Origin of the sequence: Saccharopolyspora kobensis (assembly GCF_900108315.1) — a bacterium.
In the GTDB taxonomy this organism is placed as follows: domain Bacteria; phylum Actinomycetota; class Actinomycetes; order Mycobacteriales; family Pseudonocardiaceae; genus Saccharopolyspora; species Saccharopolyspora kobensis.
Map to the genome: position 1 here is coordinate 62,980 of NZ_FNVB01000004.1, position 22,395 is coordinate 85,374.

Annotated in this window: 18 protein-coding genes; 14 read left to right on the forward strand and 4 right to left on the reverse strand. The window is 71.0% G+C overall.

Features of this window, described 5'->3' with window-relative positions; genetic code table 11:
• Positions 1-101 precede the first annotated feature (101 nt).
• Entirely contained in the window at positions 102-1,076 is a 975-nt protein-coding gene (locus C4T78_RS13140; protein WP_093357572.1) for a GbsR/MarR family transcriptional regulator, read from the forward strand.
• A gap of 122 nt (positions 1,077-1,198) precedes the next feature.
• Positions 1,199-5,140 carry an ATP-dependent RNA helicase HrpA gene (gene hrpA, locus C4T78_RS13145; RefSeq protein WP_093357570.1) on the forward strand — a complete coding sequence of 1,314 codons (3,942 nt, stop codon included), beginning with the start codon at positions 1,199-1,201 and terminating at the stop codon, positions 5,138-5,140.
• 352 nt (positions 5,141-5,492) lie between these two features.
• On the opposite strand, the gene C4T78_RS13150 is transcribed toward hrpA, so the two are convergent.
• Complete coding sequence (locus tag C4T78_RS13150) at positions 5,493-6,335, reverse strand: DegV family protein (protein ID WP_093357569.1); 843 nt, start codon at positions 6,333-6,335, stop codon at positions 5,493-5,495.
• Between the two features lie 284 nt (positions 6,336-6,619).
• Here C4T78_RS13150 and C4T78_RS13155 point away from each other — a divergent pair, with 284 nt between their 5' ends.
• A complete protein-coding gene (locus C4T78_RS13155; protein WP_093357568.1) occupies positions 6,620-7,402 on the forward strand; it encodes an electron transfer flavoprotein subunit beta/FixA family protein in 783 nt (260 codons plus the stop codon).
• Positions 7,403-7,436: 34 nt separating this feature from the next.
• Positions 7,437-8,387, forward strand: coding sequence for an electron transfer flavoprotein subunit alpha/FixB family protein (locus C4T78_RS13160; RefSeq protein ID WP_093357566.1), 951 nt, complete (start codon positions 7,437-7,439; stop codon positions 8,385-8,387).
• Between the two features lie 55 nt (positions 8,388-8,442).
• On the opposite strand, the gene rnhA is transcribed toward C4T78_RS13160, so the two are convergent.
• A complete protein-coding gene (rnhA, locus tag C4T78_RS13165; RefSeq protein WP_093146745.1) occupies positions 8,443-8,901 on the reverse strand; it encodes a ribonuclease HI in 459 nt (152 codons plus the stop codon).
• A 202-nt stretch (positions 8,902-9,103) separates the two neighbouring features.
• Here rnhA and C4T78_RS13170 point away from each other — a divergent pair, with 202 nt between their 5' ends.
• The 6 genes from C4T78_RS13170 to mnmA all read left to right on the forward strand — a co-directional run bounded on the left by C4T78_RS13170 (position 9,104) and on the right by mnmA (position 15,898).
• A complete protein-coding gene (locus C4T78_RS13170) occupies positions 9,104-10,324 on the forward strand; it encodes a glycosyltransferase (protein ID WP_177247785.1) in 1,221 nt (406 codons plus the stop codon).
• A gap of 136 nt (positions 10,325-10,460) precedes the next feature.
• Positions 10,461-11,225 (forward strand): GNAT family N-acetyltransferase, encoded by a 765-nt coding sequence (locus C4T78_RS13175; RefSeq protein WP_093357565.1) that lies wholly within the window; start codon positions 10,461-10,463, stop codon positions 11,223-11,225.
• A gap of 41 nt (positions 11,226-11,266) precedes the next feature.
• Positions 11,267-12,061, forward strand: coding sequence for a lysophospholipid acyltransferase family protein (locus tag C4T78_RS13180; RefSeq protein ID WP_235863819.1), 795 nt, complete (start codon positions 11,267-11,269; stop codon positions 12,059-12,061).
• Positions 12,062-12,162: 101 nt separating this feature from the next.
• Positions 12,163-13,527 carry an MFS transporter gene (locus C4T78_RS13185; protein WP_235863818.1) on the forward strand — a complete coding sequence of 455 codons (1,365 nt, stop codon included), beginning with the start codon at positions 12,163-12,165 and terminating at the stop codon, positions 13,525-13,527.
• A gap of 44 nt (positions 13,528-13,571) precedes the next feature.
• The gene (locus C4T78_RS13190) at positions 13,572-14,807 is read left to right on the forward strand and encodes a cysteine desulfurase family protein (RefSeq protein WP_093357564.1); all 1,236 of its coding nucleotides are present in this window, start codon (positions 13,572-13,574) and stop codon (positions 14,805-14,807) included.
• Positions 14,808-14,809: 2 nt separating this feature from the next.
• Positions 14,810-15,898, forward strand: a complete 1,089-nt coding sequence (mnmA, locus tag C4T78_RS13195) for a tRNA 2-thiouridine(34) synthase MnmA (protein WP_093357563.1) — start codon at positions 14,810-14,812, stop codon at positions 15,896-15,898.
• Positions 15,899-15,900: 2 nt separating this feature from the next.
• Here mnmA and C4T78_RS13200 read toward each other — a convergent pair whose 3' ends face one another.
• Together C4T78_RS13200 and C4T78_RS13205 are read right to left on the reverse strand one after the other, a co-directional pair.
• Entirely contained in the window at positions 15,901-16,731 is an 831-nt protein-coding gene (locus C4T78_RS13200) for an alpha/beta fold hydrolase (protein WP_093357561.1), read from the reverse strand.
• A complete protein-coding gene (locus C4T78_RS13205; protein ID WP_093357560.1) occupies positions 16,728-17,981 on the reverse strand; it encodes an FAD-dependent monooxygenase in 1,254 nt (417 codons plus the stop codon). Before C4T78_RS13205 ends, C4T78_RS13200 begins: the two co-directional genes overlap by 4 nt.
• Positions 17,982-18,120: 139 nt before the next feature.
• On the opposite strand from C4T78_RS13205, the gene C4T78_RS13210 reads away from it, so the two are divergent.
• The 4 genes from C4T78_RS13210 to C4T78_RS13225 all read left to right on the forward strand — a co-directional run bounded on the left by C4T78_RS13210 (position 18,121) and on the right by C4T78_RS13225 (position 22,243).
• Entirely contained in the window at positions 18,121-18,642 is a 522-nt protein-coding gene (locus tag C4T78_RS13210) for a TetR/AcrR family transcriptional regulator (RefSeq protein ID WP_093357559.1), read from the forward strand.
• A gap of 38 nt (positions 18,643-18,680) precedes the next feature.
• A complete protein-coding gene (locus C4T78_RS13215) occupies positions 18,681-19,466 on the forward strand; it encodes an alpha/beta fold hydrolase (protein ID WP_093357557.1) in 786 nt (261 codons plus the stop codon).
• Between the two features lie 32 nt (positions 19,467-19,498).
• The gene (locus C4T78_RS13220; protein WP_093357556.1) at positions 19,499-21,031 is read left to right on the forward strand and encodes a fatty acyl-CoA synthetase; all 1,533 of its coding nucleotides are present in this window, start codon (positions 19,499-19,501) and stop codon (positions 21,029-21,031) included.
• 183 nt (positions 21,032-21,214) lie between these two features.
• The gene (locus C4T78_RS13225; RefSeq protein ID WP_093357555.1) at positions 21,215-22,243 is read left to right on the forward strand and encodes a methionine synthase; all 1,029 of its coding nucleotides are present in this window, start codon (positions 21,215-21,217) and stop codon (positions 22,241-22,243) included.
• Positions 22,244-22,395: the final 152 nt, after the last annotated feature.

Sequence of the window (22,395 nt, forward strand, 5' to 3'; positions counted from 1 at the left end):
GGGATGCCGTCGAACGCAACCTGGCCGGGCGGTCGTTGCAATGCGCTGCCGGTGATTGCAAACTGAGCCCGATCACCCGGTCGAACGGAGGCGGTGCGCGGATGCCGGGAGGCAGGCTGACCCAGCTGGATCGTCAGCGCATCGCAGCCGGACTGGCAGAACGGCTCGGGTACGCCGAGATCGCCCGGCAGCTCGGCAGGCCGACCTCCACGATCAGCCGCGAGGTGGCGCGCAACGGCGGCCCCGGCGGCTACCGAGCGGACTACGCCCACCTGGCCACCGAACACCGAGCGCGGCGGCGCAAGTCGGGACAAGCCCCGCAGGCTCCGGAGGAAGCCGTTGCGCACGGGCGTGATCCCGAGGCGGTGCACGGCTTCGTGGAGCAGTTCGCCGCACTGATGGTGCGGAGCGGACTGCCGAGGATGGCGGCCCGGGTGCTCGCCTGCCTGGTCACCACCGACTCCGGGACGCTCACCTCCGCCGAACTGGTTCAGCGGTTGCGGGTCAGCCCAGCATCGGTGTCCAAGGCCATCGGTTACCTCGAAGGGCTGGAAGTGATCAGGCGGGAGCGTGACGCGCAGGCGCGTCGCGAGCGGTACTCCATCGATGACGACGTGTGGCACCGCACGTGGCTGGTGAGCACTCGGAAGCAGGCCAGTTGGGCGGAGACGGCCGCGCGCGGAGCCGAGGTCTTCGGCGCCGGCACACCGGCCGGGGCCCGCCTGACCAGCATGGGCCGGTTCTTCGCGCGCGTTCGCGACAGCATGGCCGGTGACCGAGCGGACGCCGCGATCGGCGATGCCCGCACGGTGCTTGCCGCGCTCGTGCACGCGGGCGTGCCGCTCACCGCTGAAGAGCTGGCCGAAGTGCTGGGTTGGCCGCCGGACCAAATCTCCGCCGCCCTCCGGGCAGCCGAACAGCGCCCGGGCATCAGCGATCCGGTCGAGCTACGGAACGCTGGGAGCGGTGCGTACACCGTCGCCACCAGGCGCGACCGGCTCACTGCGGCGCAGCGCGAAGCGATCCGCCGCCTCGGCCTCGGCAAGCACCGTCCTCCCGGCACCCCGAACAGCTGACCGCTCTTCCGAGGCCCGCTGGGCGTTGGTCGAGGCGATTCGGTGGTGTGTTCGGCGTCCAGTGTGAGGTGGCGAAAATCAGCGGCAGGGGTGACGGTGCCTTCTCTATGCTTGTCCGGAGTATGGGTACGTCTGTGAAATCTCCGCTCGCTGATCTGCGGGACCGCTTGCCCGAGCTGATGCTGCACGACCAGCGTCGGCTCCGTCGCCGCATCGAGGGAGCGCGCAAGATCCGCGATCCCAAGGCCCTGCGGTCGGTCACCGAGGAGATCACCGCCGAGATCGAGGCCGCGGAGCGGCGCATCGAGAACCGGCGCGCCAACGTACCCGAGGTCCGCTACCCGGAGAACCTGCCGGTCAGCCAGCGCCGGGACGACCTGCTCGCCGCGATCCGCGATCACCAGGTGGTCATCGTCGCTGGTGAGACGGGCTCCGGCAAGACGACCCAGCTGCCCAAGATGTGCCTGGAGCTCGGTCGCGGAATCAAGGGCGTGATCGGGCACACCCAGCCCCGGAGGCTGGCGGCCCGCACCGTCGCCGAGCGGGTCGCCGAGGAAGTCGGCACCGAGCTCGGCGATGCGATCGGCTACCAGGTCCGGTTCACCGAGCGCGCGGGCGAGGACACGCTGGTCAAGCTGATGACCGACGGCATCCTGCTCGCCGAGATCCAGCACGACCGGCTGCTGCGCCGCTACGACACGCTGATCATCGACGAGGCGCACGAGCGCAGCCTGAACATCGACTTCATCCTGGGCTACCTCAAGCAGCTGCTGCCGCGCCGGCCCGACCTGAAGGTGATCATCACCTCCGCCACCATCGACCCGGAGCGCTTCTCGCGGCACTTCGACGACGCGCCGGTGGTCGAGGTCTCCGGCCGCACCTACCCCGTCGAGGTGCGCTACCGGCCGCTGCTGGACGACTCGGACGAGTCCGAGGACGTGGTGCGCGACCAGACGCAGGCGATCTGCGAGGCGGTGGACGAGCTCTGCGCGGAGGGCCCCGGGGACATCCTGGTCTTCCTCAGCGGTGAGCGGGAGATCCGGGACGCCGAGGACGCGCTGCGGCAGCAGAACCTGCGCAACACCGAGATCCTCCCGCTGTACGCGCGGCTGTCCGCCGCCGAGCAGCACCGTGTGTTCCAGCCGCACTCCGGCCGCCGGATCGTGCTGTCCACCAACGTGGCCGAGACCTCGCTGACGGTGCCGGGCATCAAGTACGTCATCGACCCGGGCACCGCGCGCATCTCCCGGTACAGCTTCCGCACCAAGGTGCAGCGGCTGCCGATCGAACCGATCTCGCAGGCTTCGGCCAACCAGCGCAAGGGCCGCTGCGGCCGGGTCTCCGAGGGCATCTGCATCCGGCTCTACTCCGAGGCGGACTTCCTGGCCCGCCCCGAGTTCACCGACCCGGAGATCCTGCGCACCCACCTGGCCTCGGTGATCCTGCAGATGACCTCCCTGGGCCTCGGCGAGATCGAGTCCTTCCCGTTCCTGGAGCCACCGGACCGCAGGCAGATCACCGACGGCATCAACCTGCTGCAGGAGCTGGGCGCGCTGGACAGCGCGAAGACCGAGCTGCACAAGCGGCTCACCCCGGTCGGCCGCAAGCTCGCGCAGCTGCCCATCGATCCGCGGCTGGCCCGGATGGTGCTGGAAGCCGAGCGCAACGGCTGCCTGCGCGAGGTGCTGGTTGTCGTCGCGGCGCTGTCCATCCAGGACCCGCGCGAACGGCCCACCGACAAGCAGCAGACGGCCGACCAGAAGCACGCGCGCTTCGTGGACAAGGACGCCGAGTCCGACTTCATCACCTACCTCTCCATGTGGCGGTACCTGCGGACGCAGCAGAAGGAGCTGTCGTCCAACCAGTTCCGCAAGCTGTGCCGCGCGGACTTCCTCAACTACCTGCGGGTGCGCGAGTGGCAGGACCTCCACGGCCAGCTGCGGCAGATGGTCCGGTCGATGGGCATGACGCTCAACGACCAGGAGGCCGACGCGACACGGATCCACCAGTCGGTGCTGGCCGGTCTGCTCTCGCACATCGGGCTCAAGGACGTCGAGAAGAAGTCCGGTCAGCCGGGCCGCGGCGCCAACGAGTACCAGGGCGCCCGCAACGCCAAGTTCGCCGTTTTCCCCGGATCGTCGCTGTTCAAGAAGCCACCGCGCTGGGTGATGGCGGCCGAACTGGTGGAGACCTCCCGCCTGTGGGCGCGCATCGTCGCGCGAATCGAACCGGAGTGGGTGGAGCGGCTCGCGCAACACCTGGTCAAGCGCAGCTACAGCGAACCGCACTGGGAGAAGGACCGGGCCGCCGTGGTGGCCACCGAGCGGGTCACCCTCTACGGCGTTCCGCTGGTGGTCGGCCGCAAGGTCAACTACGGCCGCATCGATCCGGAGCTCTGCCGCGAGCTGTTCATCCGGCACGCGCTGGTCGAAGGCGACTGGGAGACGCGCCACGCGTTCTTCCACGAGAACCGGGCGTTGCTCGACGAGGTCGAGGACCTGGAGGAGCGCGCGCGGCGGCGCGACATCCTGGTCGACGACGAGACCTTGTTCGAGTTCTACGACCAGCGCGTCGGCGCCGAGGTGGTCTCCGGCAGGCACTTCGACTCCTGGTGGAAGAAGGCCCGCCGCGAGCAGCCCGACCTGCTCAACTTCGAGAAGTCGATGCTGATCAACCAGCAGTCGGCGGCGGTCAGCGACCGCGACTACCCGGACACCTGGCCGCAGGGCGGACTCCGGTTGGCGCTGTCCTACCAGTTCGAGCCGGGTTCGGACGCGGACGGCGTGACCGCGCACATCCCGCTCCCGGTGCTCAACCAGGTCGAGCCGAGCGGGTTCGACTGGCAGATCCCCGGGCTGCGCGAGGAGCTGGTCACCGCGCTGCTGAAGTCGCTGCCGAAGGCGCTGCGCCGGAACTTCGTGCCCGCTCCCGATTTCGCCAAGGCGGTGCTGTCCCGGATCGAGCCGATGAGCGCTCCGCTGCTGGAGAGCCTGCAGCAGGGCCTCAAGCAGATGACCGGCGTCGCGGTGCCGGGCACCGAGTGGGACCTGGACAAGGTGCCGGACCACCTGAAGATGACCTTCCGCGTGGTGGACGGCAAGGGGCGCAAGCTGGCCGAGTCCAAGGACCTGGACGCGCTGAAGCGGAAGCTGAAGCCGAAGCTGCGCGCGGAGATCTCCGCGGCCGCCGACGACATCGAGCAGCGCGGTCTGCGCTCCTGGAGCTTCGGCGCGCTGCCGCGCACCTTCGAGCAGCAGCGCTCCGGGCACGCGGTGAAGGCCTACCCGGCGCTGGTCGACGACGGCGACAGCGTCGCGGTGCGGATGTTCGACACCCAGGAGGAGCAGCGCCGGGCGCTGTGGGACGGCACCCGGCGGCTCCTGCTGCTGAACCTGCCCTCGCCGGTGAAGTCCATCCAGCGCGGCATGAGCGGCACCACCCGCCTCGTGCTGGGCGGCAGCCGGTACGGCGACCTCAACGCCGTGCTGGAGGACTGCGAGCGCTGCGCCGTCGACAAGCTGATGGCCGACAACGGCGGGCCGGTCTGGGACGAGGCGGCGTTCGCCGCGCTGCAGGACAAGGTCCGGGCGCAGCTGGGCGCGGTCACCGTCGAGGCGATGTCCAAAGTGGAGCAGGTCCTGGTCGCGGCGCAGCGGGTCGAGTCCGCGCTCGCGGACCGGGCCAAGGTGCTGCCCGCCGAGTCCTACGCCGACATCCGGGCGCAGCTGGACGCGCTGCTGCACCCCGGCTTCGTGACCGCGGCCGGGTTCGCGCGGTTGCCCGACCTGGTGCGCTACCTGCGCGCGATCGAGCAGCGGTTGGACAAGCTCCAGTACCACCCGCAGCGCGACCGGGACTGGATGTACCAGGTGGACGAGGTCGAGGAGCGCTATCGGGACCTGCTGGCCGGGGTGCCGCAGGGGCGTTCCCCGAGCGAGGCCCTGCAGCACGTCGGCTGGATGATCGAGGAGCTGCGGGTGAGCCTGTTCGCGCAGGCGATCGGCACGGCGTACCCGGTGTCGGTCAAGCGCATCCATCGCGCGATGGACAAGCTGTCGGGCTGAATCGGTCAGCCGGTGCAGCACGGTGGTGGACGACATGGGAGTTCCTCCGGAATCGGTTTCGGGGTGAGCGGTCGCGGAAGCGGAATGAGATCGCTCAGCACCGCCCCGAAATCGAGTATCCGGAATCGAACTGCTGTTTGCATCACTCGATGGAGTGGGAACTTCCCTGAAATCGCCGGGTGCTTGCTGAAAACCCTTCGGAATTAACCGATTTCGCGTGCTCTGTGCCGACCTGAGCGGTGGTGCCCGCCTTCGGGACCCGGCTTTCGTGCGCTCCATGGCACGGCTCCGGTCGGGTCCGTGCGAGATGAGTCGCCAGTGCGGATCCGCTTGCCCGCGGAGGAATTCGGACTCAGACGGGGGAGACGGTCACGCCGAGCGCGCCCGGTCCGGCGTGGGCGCCCAGGATCGCGCTCGTCTCCGCCACGGTGGCGCGGCGGATCTGGGGCAGCTGCGAGCGCAGCTCGTCGAGCACCTGATTGGCGCGGTCGGCGAACTCGAAGTGCTCGACTCCGACGTCGACCGGGTTGTTGCCCGCTCGCTGGACCGCGGTGCTCACGGCCTTCTTGAGCGCGCGGTCGATGCCGATCCCCTTGGCCTGCTGGTCGATGACGCCCTCCTTGAGGGCGAGCACCGGCTTGATCGACAGCGCTTGGCCGAGAAACGCTTGCGCCCGGCCGATCCGGCCGCCGCGCTGCAGGTATTCCAGCGTGTCGACGTAGAGCAGCTGCATCGTGCTGCGCAGCCGCCGGTCCAGGACGCTCATCACGCCCTGCGGGGTCGCGCCGGAGGCGGCGGCTTCGGCCGCGGCGATCACCGAGAATCCGAGGCTGAGTCCGACCAGGCGCGAATCGACCACGTAGACCGGGATGCCGATCTCCGCTGCCGCGGTGCGCGCGGAGTCGCAGGTGCGGGACAGGCCTTCGGAGATGTGCACCGAGATGATCGCCTCGGCGCCGTTGGCCACCGCGTCGCTGTAGTTCCAGAAGAAGGCGGGCGCCGGCGGTTCTCCGGTCGCCACCGGAGTTCCTGCGCGCATCGCCTGGGCCAGCTGGGCGTGCGGCACCCGGCGTTCGTCGTTGTGCTCCTCGCCGACCTTCAGCTCCAGCTGGACGACGGAGATGCCCAGCTGATCGGCGACGTCGAGTGGAATGGAAGCCGTCGAGTCGGTCACGATGGCGACGCGTTGCCTCATGCGGTTCAGGCTACTAAGCGGTAAACATTCTTCATATCTGCCCCGCGGAGGTGTCCGTATCATTCCGTTCGGAACGCGGCGGAAAAGGTGAGTACTGTCACGTGCGAGGCTCGGCCGATCCGCCGCTACCGGCCGGTAACATCACCGGTGGTTGGCATCACTGTGCTTTTCCACGAGGGGCATGGCAAGGTCAACCTACCCGGGCCGCACAGCGCCGGGTCCGCAAGCAAAGCCGCTGGAGGGCCAGCGAGCGCCGTCAGTCCGCAGGAGGTCGAAGAGGGCCCATGAACATCGTCGTCCTGGTCAAGCAGGTGCCCGACACGTATTCCGAGCGGAAGCTCAAGGATGCGGATCACACGTTGGACCGCGAATCGGCTGATGCGGTTTTGGATGAGATCAACGAGCGCGCCGTGGAGGAAGCGCTGTTGATCAAGGAGGCGCAGGGCGGTGAGGTGACCGTTCTGTGCATGGGCCCGGACCGCGCCACCGACGCGATCCGCAAGGCGCTGTCGATGGGTGCCGACAAGGCCGTGCACCTCTCGGACGAGGCGCTGGCGGGCTCGGACGCCCCGGCGACCGCTCGCGCGCTGGCGAAGGCGATCGGCACCGTCGAGGGTGTCGACCTGGTGATCGCGGGCAACGAGTCGACCGATGGCCGCGCGGGTGCTGTTCCGGCGATGGTGGCCGAGGTCCTGGGCTGGCCGCAGCTGACCTACGCGCGCAAGGTCGAGACCGACGGCTCTGGCGTGAAGATCGAGCGCGAGACCGACGCGGGCGTGTTCACCGTCGAGGCGGGTCTGCCCGCGGTGGTCAGCGTGACGGAGAAGATCAACGAGCCGCGGTATCCGTCGTTCAAGGGCATCATGGCCGCGAAGAAGAAGCCGGTCGCGGTGCTGTCGCTGGCCGACGCCGGGATCGACGCCGCCGAGGTCGGTTTGGCCAACGCTGCCTCGCAGGTCGTGGAGTCGGCGCCGAAGCCGCCGAAGTCCGGTGGCGTGAAGGTCACCGACGAGGGCGAGGGCGGCGTGCAGGTCGCGGAGTTCCTGGCCGGCGAGAAGCTGCTCTGAGTCGTTCACGGGTTTTCGAGGAGGCATAGTTTTCATGGCTGAGGTTCTGGTCCTCGTCGATCACGTGGACGGCGAGGTTAAGAAGGTCACCTACGAGCTGCTGACCGCGGCGCGCCGGATCGGCGAGCCGTCGGCGGTGGTGGTCGGCGAGCCGGGTACGGCGGGCAAGCTGTCGGAGTCGCTGGCGGCTTATGGTGCGGCGAAGGTGTATGCGGCGGAGTCGGCCGAGGTGGGCCAGTTCCTGGTGACGCCGCAGGTCGACGTGCTCGCGGCGCTGGTGGGTTCGGCGTCGCCGGCGGCGGTGCTGGTACCGGCGTCGATCGACGGCAAGGAGATCGCCGGGCGGCTGGCGATCCGGACCGGTTCGGGTCTGCTGTCGGAGGTCGTGGACCTCGACGGTGAGGGTGTCGGTAGCCACTCGCTGTTCGGTGGCACCTATGACGCGAAGGCCAAGGTCACCAAGGGTGTTCCGGTGATCACGGTGCTGCCGGGCAGCATCGAGGCCGAGCAGGCCGCGGGTGCTGGTGCGGTGGAGTCGGTGGAGGTTCCGGCCGCCTCGGGTGCGAAGATCACCGGCCGTCAGCCCGCTGAGGCGGGCGACCGTCCGGAGCTGACCGAGGCCAGCATCGTGGTCTCCGGTGGCCGTGGTGTCGGTTCGGCGGAGTCGTTCGAGGTCGTGGAGAAGCTGGCCGACAGCCTGGGTGCTGCGGTGGGTGCCTCGCGTGCGGCGGTGGATTCGGGTTACTACCCGCACCAGTTCCAGGTCGGTCAGACCGGTAAGACGGTGTCGCCGCAGCTCTACATCGCGCTGGGCATCTCGGGTGCGATCCAGCACCGGGCGGGCATGCAGACCTCGAAGACGATCGTGGCGGTCAACAAGGACGCCGAGGCTCCGATCTTCGAGATCGCCGACTACGGCGTGGTGGGCGACCTGTTCAAGGTCGCGCCACAGCTCACCGAGGAGATCACCAAGCGCAAGGGCTGAGCCCGAGACGCTGAGAGGGCGGGTCGCACCTGGGGTGCGGCCCGCCCTTCGCGTCTCAGCGCTCCCGGGCCTCGTCGCGGCCGCGGCAGGCGAGGCGGTCGGCGCGCTCGTTCTCGGGGTGGCCGTTGTGACCCTTCACCCATTCCCACTGGACGTCTCCGTGGCGCGCGCACTCGGTGTCCAGGCGCTGCCACAGATCGGCGTTCTTGACCGGCTTCTTGGCCGAGGTGAGCCAGCCGTTGCGCTTCCAGCCGCGCATCCACTCGGTGATGCCCTTGAGTACGTAGGTGCTGTCGGTGTGGATGCGCACCGCGGGCATCGGGCGGGTCAGGGCGGCGAGGCCTTCGATCACCGCCATGAGCTCCATCTTGTTGTTCGTCGTAGCGGCGTCCTTGCCGTAGAGCTCGCGTTCGTGGTCGCCGTAGCGCAGCACGACGCCCCAGCCGCCCGGCCCGGGGTTCCCACTGCATGCGCCGTCGGTGTAGAGGTCGACGCGCTCGGTCGTTGGCTGCATGTCCCGGAATCTAGCCGCCGCCCGATCGGGCCGTAGCGGCGAGGCGGTGCGGGTGTGACAGGAAGGTTCCCATGCTCGCAGCGGGCGGCGCGTGACAGGAAGGTTCCCATGCTCGCGGTTCCCCGCGGGACAGGGAGGTTCCCATGCCCGGTCGGGAAATTCGGGTGCGCGGGGCTCGGGAGTGGTGGCATGCTCGAACTCCGTGCGGATCCTGTTCACGACGGCGCCCGGTTACGGGCTGACCTTCCCGATCGTCCCGTTGGTCTGGGCGGCCAGAGCTGCGGGGCACGAGGTGCTGGTGGCCACCACCGGTGAGATGGTCGACGCCGCGGCGCGGGCCGGTTTGCCGGTGGCCGACGTGCTGCCGGGGCACGACGTGTGGCAGGAGCTGATCCGCGCCACCGGTTCCCAGGAGCAGACACCCGGGTTCGAGCGGTTCCTCGCGGAGCGGGGGCTGACCGAGGCGTACGAGAAGCTGCCGAGGGACGGCGGTCCCTTCTCGCTGTTCACGTTGACGATGACGCAGGGCAGCATCGAGGTGGGGCGGTCGTTCGGCGCGGAACTCGTCGTGCACACCACCGATCACCCGACGGGCCGGTTGACCGCGGTGGCGCTCGGCGTGCCGGTGCTGGAGGTCGGCAACCGGGTGTCCTGGTCGTCGCGGGACGGGAGCTTCCGGACCGGGCGGAACTTCTACGACGACGATGAGCTGTCCCTGACGCTGCGGGCGCAGCTGGGCATCCCGGACGGGCCGCCGGAGGTGATCGCGCGGATCGATCCGCGGCCGCCGAGCATGGGCGGGCTGGTCGGCGACGAGCCGGACCAGGTCGACGGGCTGCCCTGGTGGCCGATGCGGTTCGTGCCGTTCAACGGTGGTTCGGCGGTGCCGGAGTGGGCGCTGCAGCGGCAGGACCGGCCGCGCATCGGTGTCACGCTGGGCACCGTGGTGCCGGTGATGTCCGGTACGAGCAGCCTGTCCGTGGTCGTCGAGGCGCTCGGCGGCTTCGACGCGGACGTGGTGCTGGCGGGGCGCGAAGCCGACCTCGCGGATGTCTCGCCGCTGCCGGACAACGTGCGGGCGGTGGGTTTCCTGCCGCTGTCGGCGTTCCTGCCGACCAGTTCGCTGCTGGTGCACCACGGCGGGTCGGGGACCACGGCGGCCGCGCTGCACTACGGCGTCCCGCAGCTGGTGCTGCCCGCCTTCGCGGACAACCCGATGTCGGCCGAGCGGGTCGTCGACCGCGGCGTCGGTCTCTCCCACGATCCGACCACAGTGGACGTCGAGGTGGTGCGCGCCGCGGTGCGCAAGCTGCTGGAGGAACCCGCCTTCGGCACTGCTGCGCGCGAGGTGAGCGCGGAGATGGCGCTCCAGCCGAGCCCGGCTTCGGTGCTGGAGCGGGCGCTGGCGGCTTTCCCCGGGTGACCCGGTCGTCCGGTTGTGCCGCAACCGGTCGTTCGGGGCAGTGATCTCGTCCTGCACCAGGGATTCACCGAAAGTTCCTGCCCCGTGTCCTCGTCCGGAGTGTTGGGCGTTCGCCGCGCGGCGATACACCTTCGGCATGTCCGAGACGCAGCTGCTGGCCAGCGCCGCACCGAACGCGGCGGCCGACGTCCACTACTCGCTGCTGGTGGTCAGAGACTCCGACGAAGTGCACGCCGCGCAACGCCTGCGCTACCAGGTGTTCGCCGAGGAGATGGGGGCCACGGTCACCGGTCGGGAGTTCGGCGTCGACCGCGATGCCTTCGACGACCACTGCGACCACCTGATCGTCCGCGAGGACAACTCCGGGGCGGTCGTCGGGACCTACCGGATGCTTCCGCCGGGCCGGGCGGCGGAAGCCGGGATGCTCTATTCGGAAACCGAGTTCGACCTGTCCGCGCTGGCTCCGCTGCGTTCCTCGCTGGTGGAGACCGGCCGCTCGTGCGTGCACCCGGACCACCGGAACGGGGCTGTGATCGGCCTGGTGTGGACGGGGATCGCGCGGTACATGCTGCTGCACGGGCACCGGGTGCTCGCCGGTTGCGCGTCCGTGCCGCTCGACGACGGCGGCGTGCTGGCTTCGCACGTGTGGAACGCGGTGTCGGCGAAGCACTACGCGCCCGAGGAGTTCCGCGTGCACCCGCACCGGCCTTGGGAGCCGATCGACGTCACCGGCCGCGCTCAGCTGCCGCCGCTGCTCAAGGGTTACCTGCGGTTGGGTGCGCAGGTGTGCGGGCGCCCGGCGCACGATCCGGACTTCGACGTCGCCGACTTCTTCGTGCTGCTGGACCTGGACCGCGCGGACCAGCGCTACCTGCGGTTCTTCCTGGGCGATGCGGCATGAACCACCCGTGGATGCCGGTTTCGCCGTGCGGTGACCAGTGCATGCCGCCGCGGGACCGCGAGGACGAGGTCGGCCTGCTGCACCTGCTTCTGCGCCTGGGCGGGGTCGTCGGGCTGCTGCTCGGCGGGTGCGTGCTGGCGCTGGTGCTGCCGGTGCTGGGCCCGGTGCGGCGGCAGCAGGCGATGGTGGCGTGGTTCCGGGCGCTGCTGCGTGCCTTGGGCATCCGGATGGTGCTCGACGGCGGGATGACCGCCGGCGGCGCGCTGGTGGTGAGCAACCACGTGTCGTGGCTGGACATCGTCGCGCTGCAGGTGCTGTGCCCGATGCGGATGCTGGCCAAGGTCGAGGTCGGGTCGTGGCCGGTGCTGGGTTCGCTGGCGGGCCGGGCGGGCACGGTCTACATCGACCGGGAGCGGTTGTCGGCGCTGCCCGACTCGGTGCGGACCATCGCCGACGAACTGCGGGCCGGCGCGGTGATCGGTGCCTTCCCGGAGGGCACCACCTGGTGCGGTCGGGAGATCGGGACGTTCCGGCCCGCTGTCTTCCAGGCCGCGCTCGACGCCGGGGCGCGGATGCAGCCGGTGGCGCTGCGGTTCCGCGACCGGGCGGGCCGGTTCACCACGGCGGCGGCTTTCCTCGGGGAGACGACGCTGGTCAGCTCGGTGCTGGCGGTGGCCCGCACCCGCGGCCTGGTGGTCGAGCTGGTCGTGCTGCCCGAGCTGCACGGCAGCGATCGCCGGGAGCTGGCCAGGCGGGCGCGGGAGTCGATCGCGATGGCCAGCGGGGCGACGCACGGGCACCGCGTCGAGCAGCCCGGGCACGGTCTCGCCGCGTGAGCTCCGGGAGACGCTCAGGATCCGTCGAGCAATAGGCTCTGAGGGGGAGTCTTCCGGAGATCACTGGACTTCGAGTGCGGTGGAGGGTGCAGGCTGGCCGGGTGGCCACTGCCGAGACATCTCGAAGTGTTCTGTGGAATCCGCAACGTCGCACCTTCACCGCGGGCCTGGTCCTGGTCATCACCCTCGTCGCCTTCGAAGCGATGGGGCTGGGCACCGCGCTGCCGACGATCGTCGCCGAGTTCGGCGCGCAGCACTGGTACTCCTGGCCGTTCACCGTCTTCCTCGCCGCGAGCGCGATCGGGACGGTGATCGGCGGTCGCCTGTCCGACCGCCGCGGCCCGGCGGTGCCGCTGCTGCTGGCGCTGCCCACCTTCGCGGTCGGGCTGCTGGTCGCGGGCTTCGCGATGAACATGCTGGTCCTGCTGGTGGCGCGGGTGCTGCAGGGGCTGGCCGGTGGCGTGCTGATCGTCGCCTTGTACGTGATGATCGCCCGCGTCTTCCCGGAGGAGCACCGCCCGGCCGCGTTCGGCGCGCTGTCCTCGGCATGGGTGGTGCCCGCGCTGGTCGGCCCGGTGGTGTCGGGTGCGCTGACCGAGCAGGCGAGCTGGCGGTGGGTCTTCCTCGGGCTGGCTCCGCTGGTGTGCATCGGCGCGGCGATGCTGGTGCCCACGGCGCGCCGGTTCGGGGCGCGCTCGGCGGATCCTCCGGCGCCGCGGCCCGGGCTGCCGCTGGCCGCGGTGGGCGCGGCCGGTGGTGTCGTGGCGTTGAACTGGGCGGCGCAGGACCCGTCGTTGACCTCGTTGCTCATCGGACTGGCCGGGGTCGCGGCGCTGGTGCCCTCGCTGCGGCTGCTGCTGCCCGAGGGCACCTTGCGCGCCCGGCCGGGGATTCCGCGGATGGTGCTCTCGCGCGGCCTGCTCTCCGGTTTCTTCTTCACCGCGCAGGCGTTCGTCCCCTTGGCGCTGACCGTGGTGCACCACTACTCGCCGACGACCGCGGGCGTGCCGTTGACGGTGGGTTCGGTCGGCTGGACCGCCGGGGCGCTGTGGCAGAGCAGGCAGCGGGAACTCCGGCGCGAGCGCGTGGTGGCGGCCGGGTTCGCCCTGGTCGGCGTCGGCATCGCCGGGCTGGCGCTGAGCCTGCCCGCGTGGGGCCCGCACGGGCTGGTCTTCGCGTGCTGGTTCGTGGCCGGTTGCGGGATGGGCATCGGGGTGACCAGCACCTCGGTGCGGGTGCTGTCGCTGTCGGCGGAGGGCGAGCGCGGGTTCAACTCGGCCGCGCTGCAGATCTCGGACATGCTCGGCCAGGCCGCGCTGGTCGGCCTCGGCGGCGTGGTGGTCGCCGCGCTCGCCACCCCGGCGAGCCCGGCCGGGGGCGTCGCGCCGCTGGACCTGGCGCTGCTGGCGGCGGCGCTGCTGGCGGCGTTGGCGCTGGTGCGCGCGACTCGCAACCGGACGTCCTGACCAGCGGCTTCCGCTCGGTCGGTCTGCATTACCCTGGATGAGCGATGACTTACCTCGACCACGCTGCCACCACACCCATGCGGCCTGGGGCAGTTGCCGTGCTCAGCGAGGCGTTGACCAGGATCGGCAACGCCTCGTCGCTGCACACCTCGGGCCGCCGGGCGCGGCGCGCGGTGGAGGAGTCGCGGGAGGACATCGCGGACGCGCTGGGCGCCCGGCCGTCCGAGGTGCTGTTCACCGCGGGCGGGACCGAGAGCGACAACCTGGCGGTCAAGGGGATCTTCTGGGCCCGGCGGGCCGAGGACCCGGCGCGCCGCCGCATCCTGGCCTCGATGGTGGAGCACCACGCGGTGCTCGACGCCCTCGAATGGCTGGCCGAGCACGAGGGCGCCGAGATCACCTGGCTCAGCGTCGACGAGCACGGGCGGGTGCTGCCGGAGGTGTTCGAAGCGGCGCTGGCGGAGAACCCGGGTGACGTGGCGCTGGCCACGGTCATGTGGGCGAACAACGAGGTCGGCACGGTCAACCCGGTCGCGGAGCTGGCCGTCGTCGCCGAGCGCCACGGGGTGCCGCTGCACACCGACGCGGTGCAGGCCATCGACACGCTGCCGGTGGACTTCGCGGCTTCGGGAACGTCCGCGCTGACCATGACCGGGCACAAGGTCGGCGGCCCGTACGGGGTCGGCGTGCTGCTGCTGGGTCGCGACGTCAAGTGCACGCCGGTGCTGCACGGCGGCGGCCAGGAGCGCGAAGTGCGCTCCGGCACCCTCGACACCCCGGGCGTGCTGGGACTGGCCGCTGCGGTCCGGGAAGCCGTCGACGCCCGTGAGGGGCACGCGCCGAAGTTGGCCGCGCTGCGCGACGAGCTGATCAGCGGTGTTCGCCGCGCGGTCCCGGACGTGCTGCTCAACGGCGACCCCGGGGACGGTGCCGTCGGCGGCGGGCCTTCGCGATTACCCGGCAACGCGCACTTCACCTTCCCCGGCTGCGAGGGTGACAGCCTGCTGATGCTGCTGGACGCCAAGGGCATCGAGTGCTCCACGGGGTCGGCGTGCACCGCCGGGGTCTCCCAGCCCAGCCACGTGCTGCTGGCGATGGGAGCGGAGCCGGAGGCCGCGCGGGGTTCGCTGCGCTTCTCACTGGGGCACACCTCGACGGCGGCCGATGTACAGGCACTCACCGAGGCCATCGGGCCGGTGGTGCGACGAGCGCGTAGCGCCGGTCTGGCCGGGTTGCGCCGATCTTCGGCGGGGCGAGCGGCCACCGCCACGGAGGTGTGAGCGTGCGAGTACTGGCAGCCATGAGCGGTGGGGTGGACTCCGCGGTCGCCGCGTCGCGCGCGGTGGAGGCGGGGCACGAGGTCGTCGGGGTGCACCTGGCGCTGTCGGCCAAGCCGGGCACGCTGCGCACCGGCGCGCGCGGGTGCTGCACCATCGAGGACTCCCGCGATGCGCGTCGCGCCGCGGACCTGCTGGGCATCCCGTTCTACGTGTGGGACTTCGCGGAGCGGTTCACCGAGGAGGTCATCGAGAGCTTCGTCGGCGAGTACGCCGCGGGCCGCACCCCGAACCCGTGCCTGACCTGCAACGAGAAGATCAAGTTCGAGGCGCTGCTGGACAAGGCGATGGCGCTGGGCTTCGACGCGGTCTGCACCGGCCACTACGCCCGGCTGTCCATCGTGGACGGTGTGCCGGAGCTGCGGCGCAGCCGCGACGAGGGCAAGGACCAGTCCTACGTGCTGGCCTCGCTGACCGCCGAGCAGCTGCGGCACTCGATGTTCCCGCTCGGCGACTCGCTGAAGTCCGAGGTGCGGGTGGAGGCCGCCGAGCGCGACCTGGCGGTGGCGAAGAAGCCGGACAGCCACGACATCTGCTTCATCCCGGACGGCGACACCCGCAAGTTCCTGGAGGGCAAGCTCGGCCAGACGCCGGGCAAGCTCGTCGACGCCGACACCGGCGCGGTGCTCGGCGAGCACACCGGGGTGCACGGGTTCACCATCGGCCAGCGCAAGGGCCTCGGCATCGACGCCCCGGCGCCCGACGGCCGGCCGCGCTACGTGCTGTCGCTGGAACCGGTGTCCGGCACGGTCAAGGTCGGCGCGGCGGAGCGGCTGTCGGTGACCGAGATCGACGCCAAGCGCCCGATCTGGCCGTCCGAGCAGCCGCTGTCCGGGCCGGTGGAGTGCGTGATCCAGGTCCGCGCGCACGGCGGCACCGCGGACGCGGTCGCCGAGGCCGACGGCGACGGCATCCGCGTCCAGCTCCGCCAGCCGCTGCGCGGCGTGGCGCCGGGCCAGGCGATCGTCCTGTACCGCCCGGACGCAGCCGGAGATCTGGTGCTGGGCTCCGGGATCATCGCCGCCACTCGCTGAGATCAGGTCGCGATGAGGTCGGCGAGGCGGTCGGGCCGCCCCTCGGTGATCAGGTGGCCTGCTGACGGGAGCACGCTGAGCGGCAGGCCGAGGGTGCGCCGCGCGGCGGCGGCCAGAGGGCCGCTGGGGAAGTAGCGGTCGTGGTCGCCCACGGCGACGACCCGCTCCACCGCCCGGTCCGCCACCACGGCCGGGGCGGGATCCAGGCTCGACCGGGCGTGCCGGGCGATCAGCGTCATCCACTCGACCAGCTCCGGCCGGGGGAGATCACCCGGTGCGAGCATCGTGGTGAGCAGTCGCGCGCTGTCGACCGGGCGGCGGCGGAGCAGCCAGGAAGCGGACGCCGCGGCGATGCCGGGTGTGATCCGCGCGCGGATCAGCCCGCCGGGCGACAGGAGCACCTGCCGCGAGACCAGCGGCGATGCCGTGGCCAGCGCGATCGCCGCGCCCAGCGAATGGCCGACGAGGACGACCGGGGATCCGGTGACCTGGTCGAGCACCTCCGCCAGCCACCGCCCGTACCAGGAATGCCGTTGCGGTGCGGGGATTCGCCGACCGCTGCTGAGGCCCGGCTGGCCGGGGAGGTCGGCCAGGACCACGCGGCAGCGCGCGGCGAGCGCGGTCGCCAGCGGCAGGCAACTGGCCGCGCAGAAGTTGGTCCCGGGTACGAACACGGCCGTTCGCGGCCCGGTGCCCGCGGTGACCAGGTGCGTTGTGGCGTCGTTCGCCGAGATCAGGCCGCGTCGGTGCGGCACGGGCCAGGCGTCGAGCTGGTCGGTGCACCACCGCTCGATCGCCTTCCGCCCCCGCTCGTTCCGGTAGAGGTCCTTCACGGCTGCTCGGGGAGGTCGATGGCGTTGGCGGCGCGTTCGAGGGTTTTGGAGAAGGTGATGGACTTCGGCAGGTGGGGCAGCAGGCGCAGCATCTGGTTGCGCATCCACAGGCCGGTTCGGCTCGTCGGGATGAGCGTCTTCGCGCCGTCGGTGGCGATCCGCTGGTTGGCAGTCACGTAGTCCCGCATCTCGGCCTCGTAGCGGCGGAACGCGGATCGGTGGTCGCCGTCGGCCGCGCCCAGCGCTGCCGCCAGGACGTAAGCGCCGACCAGCGCCAGGCTGCTGCCCTGGCCGGACAGCGGGGACGGGCCGTAGCCCGCGTCGCCGACCAGGGCCACGCGGCCGCGGGTCCAGCCGTCCATCCGGATCTGGGTGACGGAGTCGAAGTAGAAGTCGGGCGCGCTGCGGGCGGCTTCGAGCAGCTGCGGGACTATCCAGGGCTCATCGCGGAACGCCTTGTCCAGCAGCGGAAGCTGGGTGCTCGGGTCGCGGGGGTCGAAGCGCAGCCGCGGTGAGGCGAAGCCGAGGATCGCCTTCGCGCCCGCGTCGGTCCTCGCCCGGTACATCCCGGCCAGCTTGCCCGGGATGTTGCGCAGCGTGGCCGAGCGGTCCAGGCCGAGGAAGTTCTCCGCGCTGAAGATCGAGATGTGGAAGCCGAGGTGGCGGGCGAAGTCCCGCTCCGGCCCGAACGCCAGGTGGCGGACGTTGGAGTGCAGTCCGTCCGCGCCGACGACGAGGTCGAACTCGCGCGGCCCGGCCCGCTCGAACGTCACGCGGACGGCATCGGAGTCCTGCTGGATCGACGTGATGGAGTCGTCGAAGAGGTGCTCGACACCTGCGATGCGCTCGTGCAGCAGGCGGGCCAGCGTGCCGCGCATGACCTCGACGTCGTCGGGGCCGCCCATCAGCTGGTCGACGCGCACGTCGGCCAGCGGACGGCCGTCGGCGTCGGTGATGGTCAGGGCCCGTATCCCGGTGCGGGCCTGCTGGATCTCGGTCAGCATCCCCATCCGCTCGGCCACGGTGACCGCCGCACCGCGCACGTCGATCGCGTAGCCGCCGTCGCTGACCGCGGGTGCTCGCTCCACGACCGTCGGGTGGAAGCCGTGCTCGCGCAACCAGAAGGCCAGCGCCGGTCCGGCGATGCTGGCTCCGGAGATCAGGACGGTGCCGCCTCTCCGGGATTTTTCAGTGGTGGTTGCGTTCGGCGTCGTTGTCGCGTTTCGCGGTTGCTCGTGGCTGGGTTGCATCACGGTCCCCTGATGTGCGGCTGGGTAGGACTCCGGTGAGACGAGTGGTGTCGTGAGACCACGCTAGACCGACTACTTACCGGTCGGCAAGTAATTTACCGGGCGGTAAGTACTAGGATCTGCGGTGAGGAGGACGCCGATGCCGAGGACACGGGTCGACACCAGCGCGGAGATCCGCGCGGTCGCCGCCGAGCTGTTCGCCCGCCAGGGGTTCGAGAAGACCAGCCTGCGCGAGGTGGCCGAACGGCTCGGCATCACCAAAGCCGCGCTGTACTACCACTTCGCGTCCAAGGCCGACCTGGTGCGCGGCATCGTGCAGCCGCTGGTCGACGAGGTCGAAGCGCTGCTGGCGGAGAGCGGCGGGAGCAGCGCGGAGCAGTTCCTCGCCGACTACTTCGACGTGGTGCTGCGCCACCGGCAGGTGTACGTGATGGTGTTCCGGGACATCGCATCGCTGGCGCAGCTCGATCTGATGGCGCAGATGCTCGACTGGCGCGACCGGACCTACCAGATGCTGGTGGGCGAGGACGCCACGCCGGCGCAGATCGCCAAGGCGACGGTGGCGATCGGCGGACTGCAGGACTGCGCGCTCACCGAGGGGCCACCGGAGCACTTCCGCGACGCCGCGCTCGCGGCGGCGATCGCCGCGTTGCGCAGCTGAGCTTGTCGCATCGCCGGCGGTGACGACATGATCACCGCATGACAGCGATTCACGTGACCGAACGGGGAACCGGCGAGCGCGCGGTGTTCGTGCACGGCTCGGGTTCTTGGGCGACGCACGACGCGTTCGGCTTCGGCGCGCAGCTCCCGCTGGCCGAGGACTTCCAGATCGTGCTGCCGGACCGGCGCGGCTACGGCGGCAGCCCGGACGTCGAGCGCAGCGACTACGCGCAGGACGCCGACGACATCGCCGAGCTGCTCGGCGACGGCGCGCACCTGGTCGGGCACTCCTCGGGCGGTGTGGTCGCGATGCTGGCGGCGACGCGCGCTCCGGATTCCGTGCTGTCGTTGACGTTGATCGAGCCCGCGTGCTTCCAGGTCGCCGCTGACGCACCGCTGGTCGCGGCGGCTCTGGAGCGCAACCGCGCGGCCGTCGCGTCGGTGCCGCCGGATCTTTCCGACGCGGAGCTGGTGCGCCTGAACTTCGAGTCGGTCGGCTTCGAAGCGCCCGAGCCGACCCCGGAACTCGCCCGGGCCACGCGGACCGCGCTGAACGAGTTCCCGGCCTGGGAAGCGCAGATCCCGCTGGAGCGGCTCGGCGCGTTCCCGAAGCTGGTGATCACCGGTACCTGGGAGAACGCGCCGCAGGCGTACCGGGAGCACGGCGGAGAACCGATCATGCAGTGCGCTGCGGTCACCGCCGAACGCATCGGTGCGGATCTGCTGCGGGTCGACGGCGCTTCGCACTGGCCGCACAGCCAGCGCGCTGACGTCGTCAACGCGGCGCTGCGCGAGTTCTGGAAAGCAGGCGCGGTGCGCGGTTAGGGTCTGCCGACCACCTGCGGAATGGAGGCCCCATGTCCGATCTTCGCGCCAGCACCGTTGCCGATGTTCTGCGGCGCAGCGCCGCACGGGTTCCGGACCGGATCGCGCTGCGGTTCGTCGACGGCGCCGGGCGGGAGGCGGAGTGGACCTACGCCGGGCTCGACGACGCGGTCAGCCGCGCCGCAGGCGTGCTGCTGGCCGCGGGTGCGCGCAAGGGCGACCGGATCGCGGCCTACGGCAAGAACTCCGACGCCTACCTGATCGGCTTCCTGGCCTGCGCGCGGGCCGGACTGGTGCACGTGCCGATCAACTACAACCTGACCTCCGGTGAACTCGCCTACCTGCTGGCGCAGTCGGAGAGCAGCATCGCGCTGGTCGATCCCGCGCTGGCGGGCGAACTCGACCGGGTCCGGGCCGAAACCCCGGTGCAGCAGGTGATCCCGCTGCGCGGCGACGAGGATTCGCTGCTGGCGCGATGCGTCGCTGGGCCGGTTCCCGAACTCGACGTGGAGGTCGCCGACGACGACCTGGTGCAGCTGCTCTACACCTCGGGCACGACGTCGCTGCCCAAGGGCGCGATGATGACGCACCGCGCGCTGCTGCACGAGTACCTGTCCTGCCTGGCGGCGCTGGACTTCGCCGAGGACGATCAGCCGCTGCACGTGATGCCGCTGTACCACTCCGCGCAGATGCACGTGTTCCTGCTGCCGAACCTGATGATCGGGGCCACCAACCGGCTGCTGGAGGTGCTGGAACCGGGCGAGGTGCTCCGGCGGATCGAGGACGAGCGGATCGGTTCGTTCTTCGCCGCGCCGACCGTCTGGGTCGCGCTGGCCAACCACGCCGATTTCGCCGAGCGTGATCTGAAATCGCTGCGCAAGGCCTACTACGGCGCCTCGATCATGCCCGGGCCGGTGCTGCGGCGGTTGCGGGAGCGGCTGCCCGAGCTCGGCTTCTACAACTGCTTCGGGCAGTCCGAGATCGCGCCGCTGGCCACCGTGCTGCGCCCGGAGGAGCACGACGAGCGGCCGGACTCCGCCGGGCGGCCGGTGCTGTTCGTGGAGGCCAAGGTCGTCGACGAGCAGGGCGCGGAGGTCGCGCCGGGGGAGTCCGGCGAGATCGTCTACCGGTCGCCGCAGCTGTGCACCGGGTACTGGAACAAGCCCGCGGAGACCGCCGAGGCCTTCCGCGGCGGCTGGTTCCACTCCGGCGACCTGGTGCGCCGCGACGAGGCCGGGTACGTCTTCGTGGTGGACCGGATCAAGGACGTGATCAACACCGGCGGGGTGCTGGTCGCCTCCCGCGAGGTGGAGGACGTGCTCTACGCCCACCCGGCGGTGGCCGAGGTGGCGGTGGTCGCGGTGCCCGATCCGAAGTGGATCGAGCGGATCGCCGCGGTGGTGGTGCTCAAGGCCGAGGTGACCGAGGCGGAACTGGTCGCGCACGCCCGCGCGCAGCTGGCCGGGTTCAAGGTGCCCAAGGAGATCCACTTCCTGGACGACCTGCCGCGCAACAGCTCCGGCAAGCTCCTCAAGCGCGTCCTCCGCGACCAGCTCGCCAGTTGAGGCTCCGTTTCCACTGGTCAGGGCCCGTGAGTGTTTCGAGGGGCTATAGCACCCCAAAGCACTCACGGGCCACCACCAGCAGAAAAGGAGCTCAGGAGGGCGAAATCGCCGCGCCCAGAGGCCGCGCCGCTGCACCGGGCCGCCCGGTCGGGCGGTCGGGCGCGGGCTGTCGATAATGGCGGGGTGACTGACGCAGCTTGGGGTCCGGGGATCGCCACCGCCATCGGGTCGATGCCCGGCACGGATCCGGTGGAGACCGCGCGCACCGTGGTCGGGGAACTGCCCGACCTGGCGCCGTTCCCGGAACTGCCGGGCCGCGGGGTCGGCGCCGACATCCTGGGTCGCACCGCCGGTCTGCTGGTGGACCTGGCGGTCGAGGTGGTGCCCTCCGGCTACCGGGTCGCCGGTCGCCCCGGCCGGGATCAGCAGCGCGCCGTCGACCTGCTGCGCTGGGACCTGGACGCGGTGGAGCAGGCGGTCGCCGAGAAGGGCGCACCGCGCGCGGTGAAGGTGCAGGCCGCGGGCCCGTGGACGCTCGCGGCGGGCATCGAACTGCACCGCGGGCACCGGGTGCTCACCGACCACGGCGCGCTGCGCGACTTCGCGGAGTCGCTGACCGAAGGGCTGCGCGAGCACGTGGCGCAGGTGGCCAGCCGCACCGGCTCCCGCGTCGTGGTGCAGCTGGACGAGCCGATGCTTCCCATGGTGCTGGCGGGCGCCCTGCCCACGCCCTCCGGCTACGGCAAGGTTCCCGCTGTTCCGGCGCCCGAAGCGCAGAGCCTGCTCGGCGGGGTGATCGAAGAGCTCGGTGAGGCAACGGAATCGCCGGTCATCGTGCACTGCTGCGCCCGCCGCCCACCGGTGGCGCTGCTGCGCCGCGCCGGCGCGGGAGCGATCGCGCTGGACGCCACCGGCCTCGGCGACGTCTCCGGCGAACTGGCCGACGAACTCGGCGAAGCCTGGGAAGAGGGAACCACGCTGTTCCTCGGCCTGGTCCCCAGCACCCAACCGGCCCACGACGCACTGCGCGCTTTCGCGCAGCCCGCGTTCGACCTGGCTTCCCGCCTCGGCTTCGCCCGCAAGGCCCTCGCCGAGCGAAGCGTCCCCACCCCGACCTGCGGCCTCGCCGGCGCAACCCCGGCGTGGTCCCGCCGAGCGATCAACCTCACCCGAGACCTGGCGAAGCTCTTCGCAGACGAAGCCGCGCAGTAGCGAATCGCATCGTTCGAGCGTTGACGGCCCGCACGACGGAACGGTGCGGCCGACCACCGAGTTGATCCAAGTGGCGCAACCGGGACCTCCTGGAGAGTCCTCTGTGGACTTGCGCGGGTGATCGGGTGGTCGGAGTTGCCGAGTCTTTTTCC

Bases quoted from the DNA above. Each gene is read 5' to 3' on its own strand.
- C4T78_RS13140 (WP_093357572.1), top strand. From the start codon at position 102: ATGCCGGGAGGCAGGCTGACCCAGCTGGATCGTCAGCGCATCGCAGCC.
- hrpA (WP_093357570.1), top strand. From the start codon at position 1,199: ATGGGTACGTCTGTGAAATCTCCGCTCGCTGATCTGCGGGACCGCTTG.
- C4T78_RS13150 (WP_093357569.1), bottom strand. From the start codon at position 6,335: ATGAGGCAACGCGTCGCCATCGTGACCGACTCGACGGCTTCCATTCCA.
- C4T78_RS13155 (WP_093357568.1), top strand. From the start codon at position 6,620: ATGAACATCGTCGTCCTGGTCAAGCAGGTGCCCGACACGTATTCCGAG.
- C4T78_RS13160 (WP_093357566.1), top strand. From the start codon at position 7,437: ATGGCTGAGGTTCTGGTCCTCGTCGATCACGTGGACGGCGAGGTTAAG.
- rnhA (WP_093146745.1), bottom strand. From the start codon at position 8,901: ATGCAGCCAACGACCGAGCGCGTCGACCTCTACACCGACGGCGCATGC.
- C4T78_RS13175 (WP_093357565.1), top strand. From the start codon at position 10,461: ATGTCCGAGACGCAGCTGCTGGCCAGCGCCGCACCGAACGCGGCGGCC.
- C4T78_RS13180 (WP_235863819.1), top strand. From the start codon at position 11,267: ATGCCGCCGCGGGACCGCGAGGACGAGGTCGGCCTGCTGCACCTGCTT.
- C4T78_RS13190 (WP_093357564.1), top strand. From the start codon at position 13,572: ATGACTTACCTCGACCACGCTGCCACCACACCCATGCGGCCTGGGGCA.
- C4T78_RS13205 (WP_093357560.1), bottom strand. From the start codon at position 17,981: ATGCAACCCAGCCACGAGCAACCGCGAAACGCGACAACGACGCCGAAC.
- C4T78_RS13210 (WP_093357559.1), top strand. From the start codon at position 18,121: ATGCCGAGGACACGGGTCGACACCAGCGCGGAGATCCGCGCGGTCGCC.
- C4T78_RS13215 (WP_093357557.1), top strand. From the start codon at position 18,681: ATGACAGCGATTCACGTGACCGAACGGGGAACCGGCGAGCGCGCGGTG.
- C4T78_RS13220 (WP_093357556.1), top strand. From the start codon at position 19,499: ATGTCCGATCTTCGCGCCAGCACCGTTGCCGATGTTCTGCGGCGCAGC.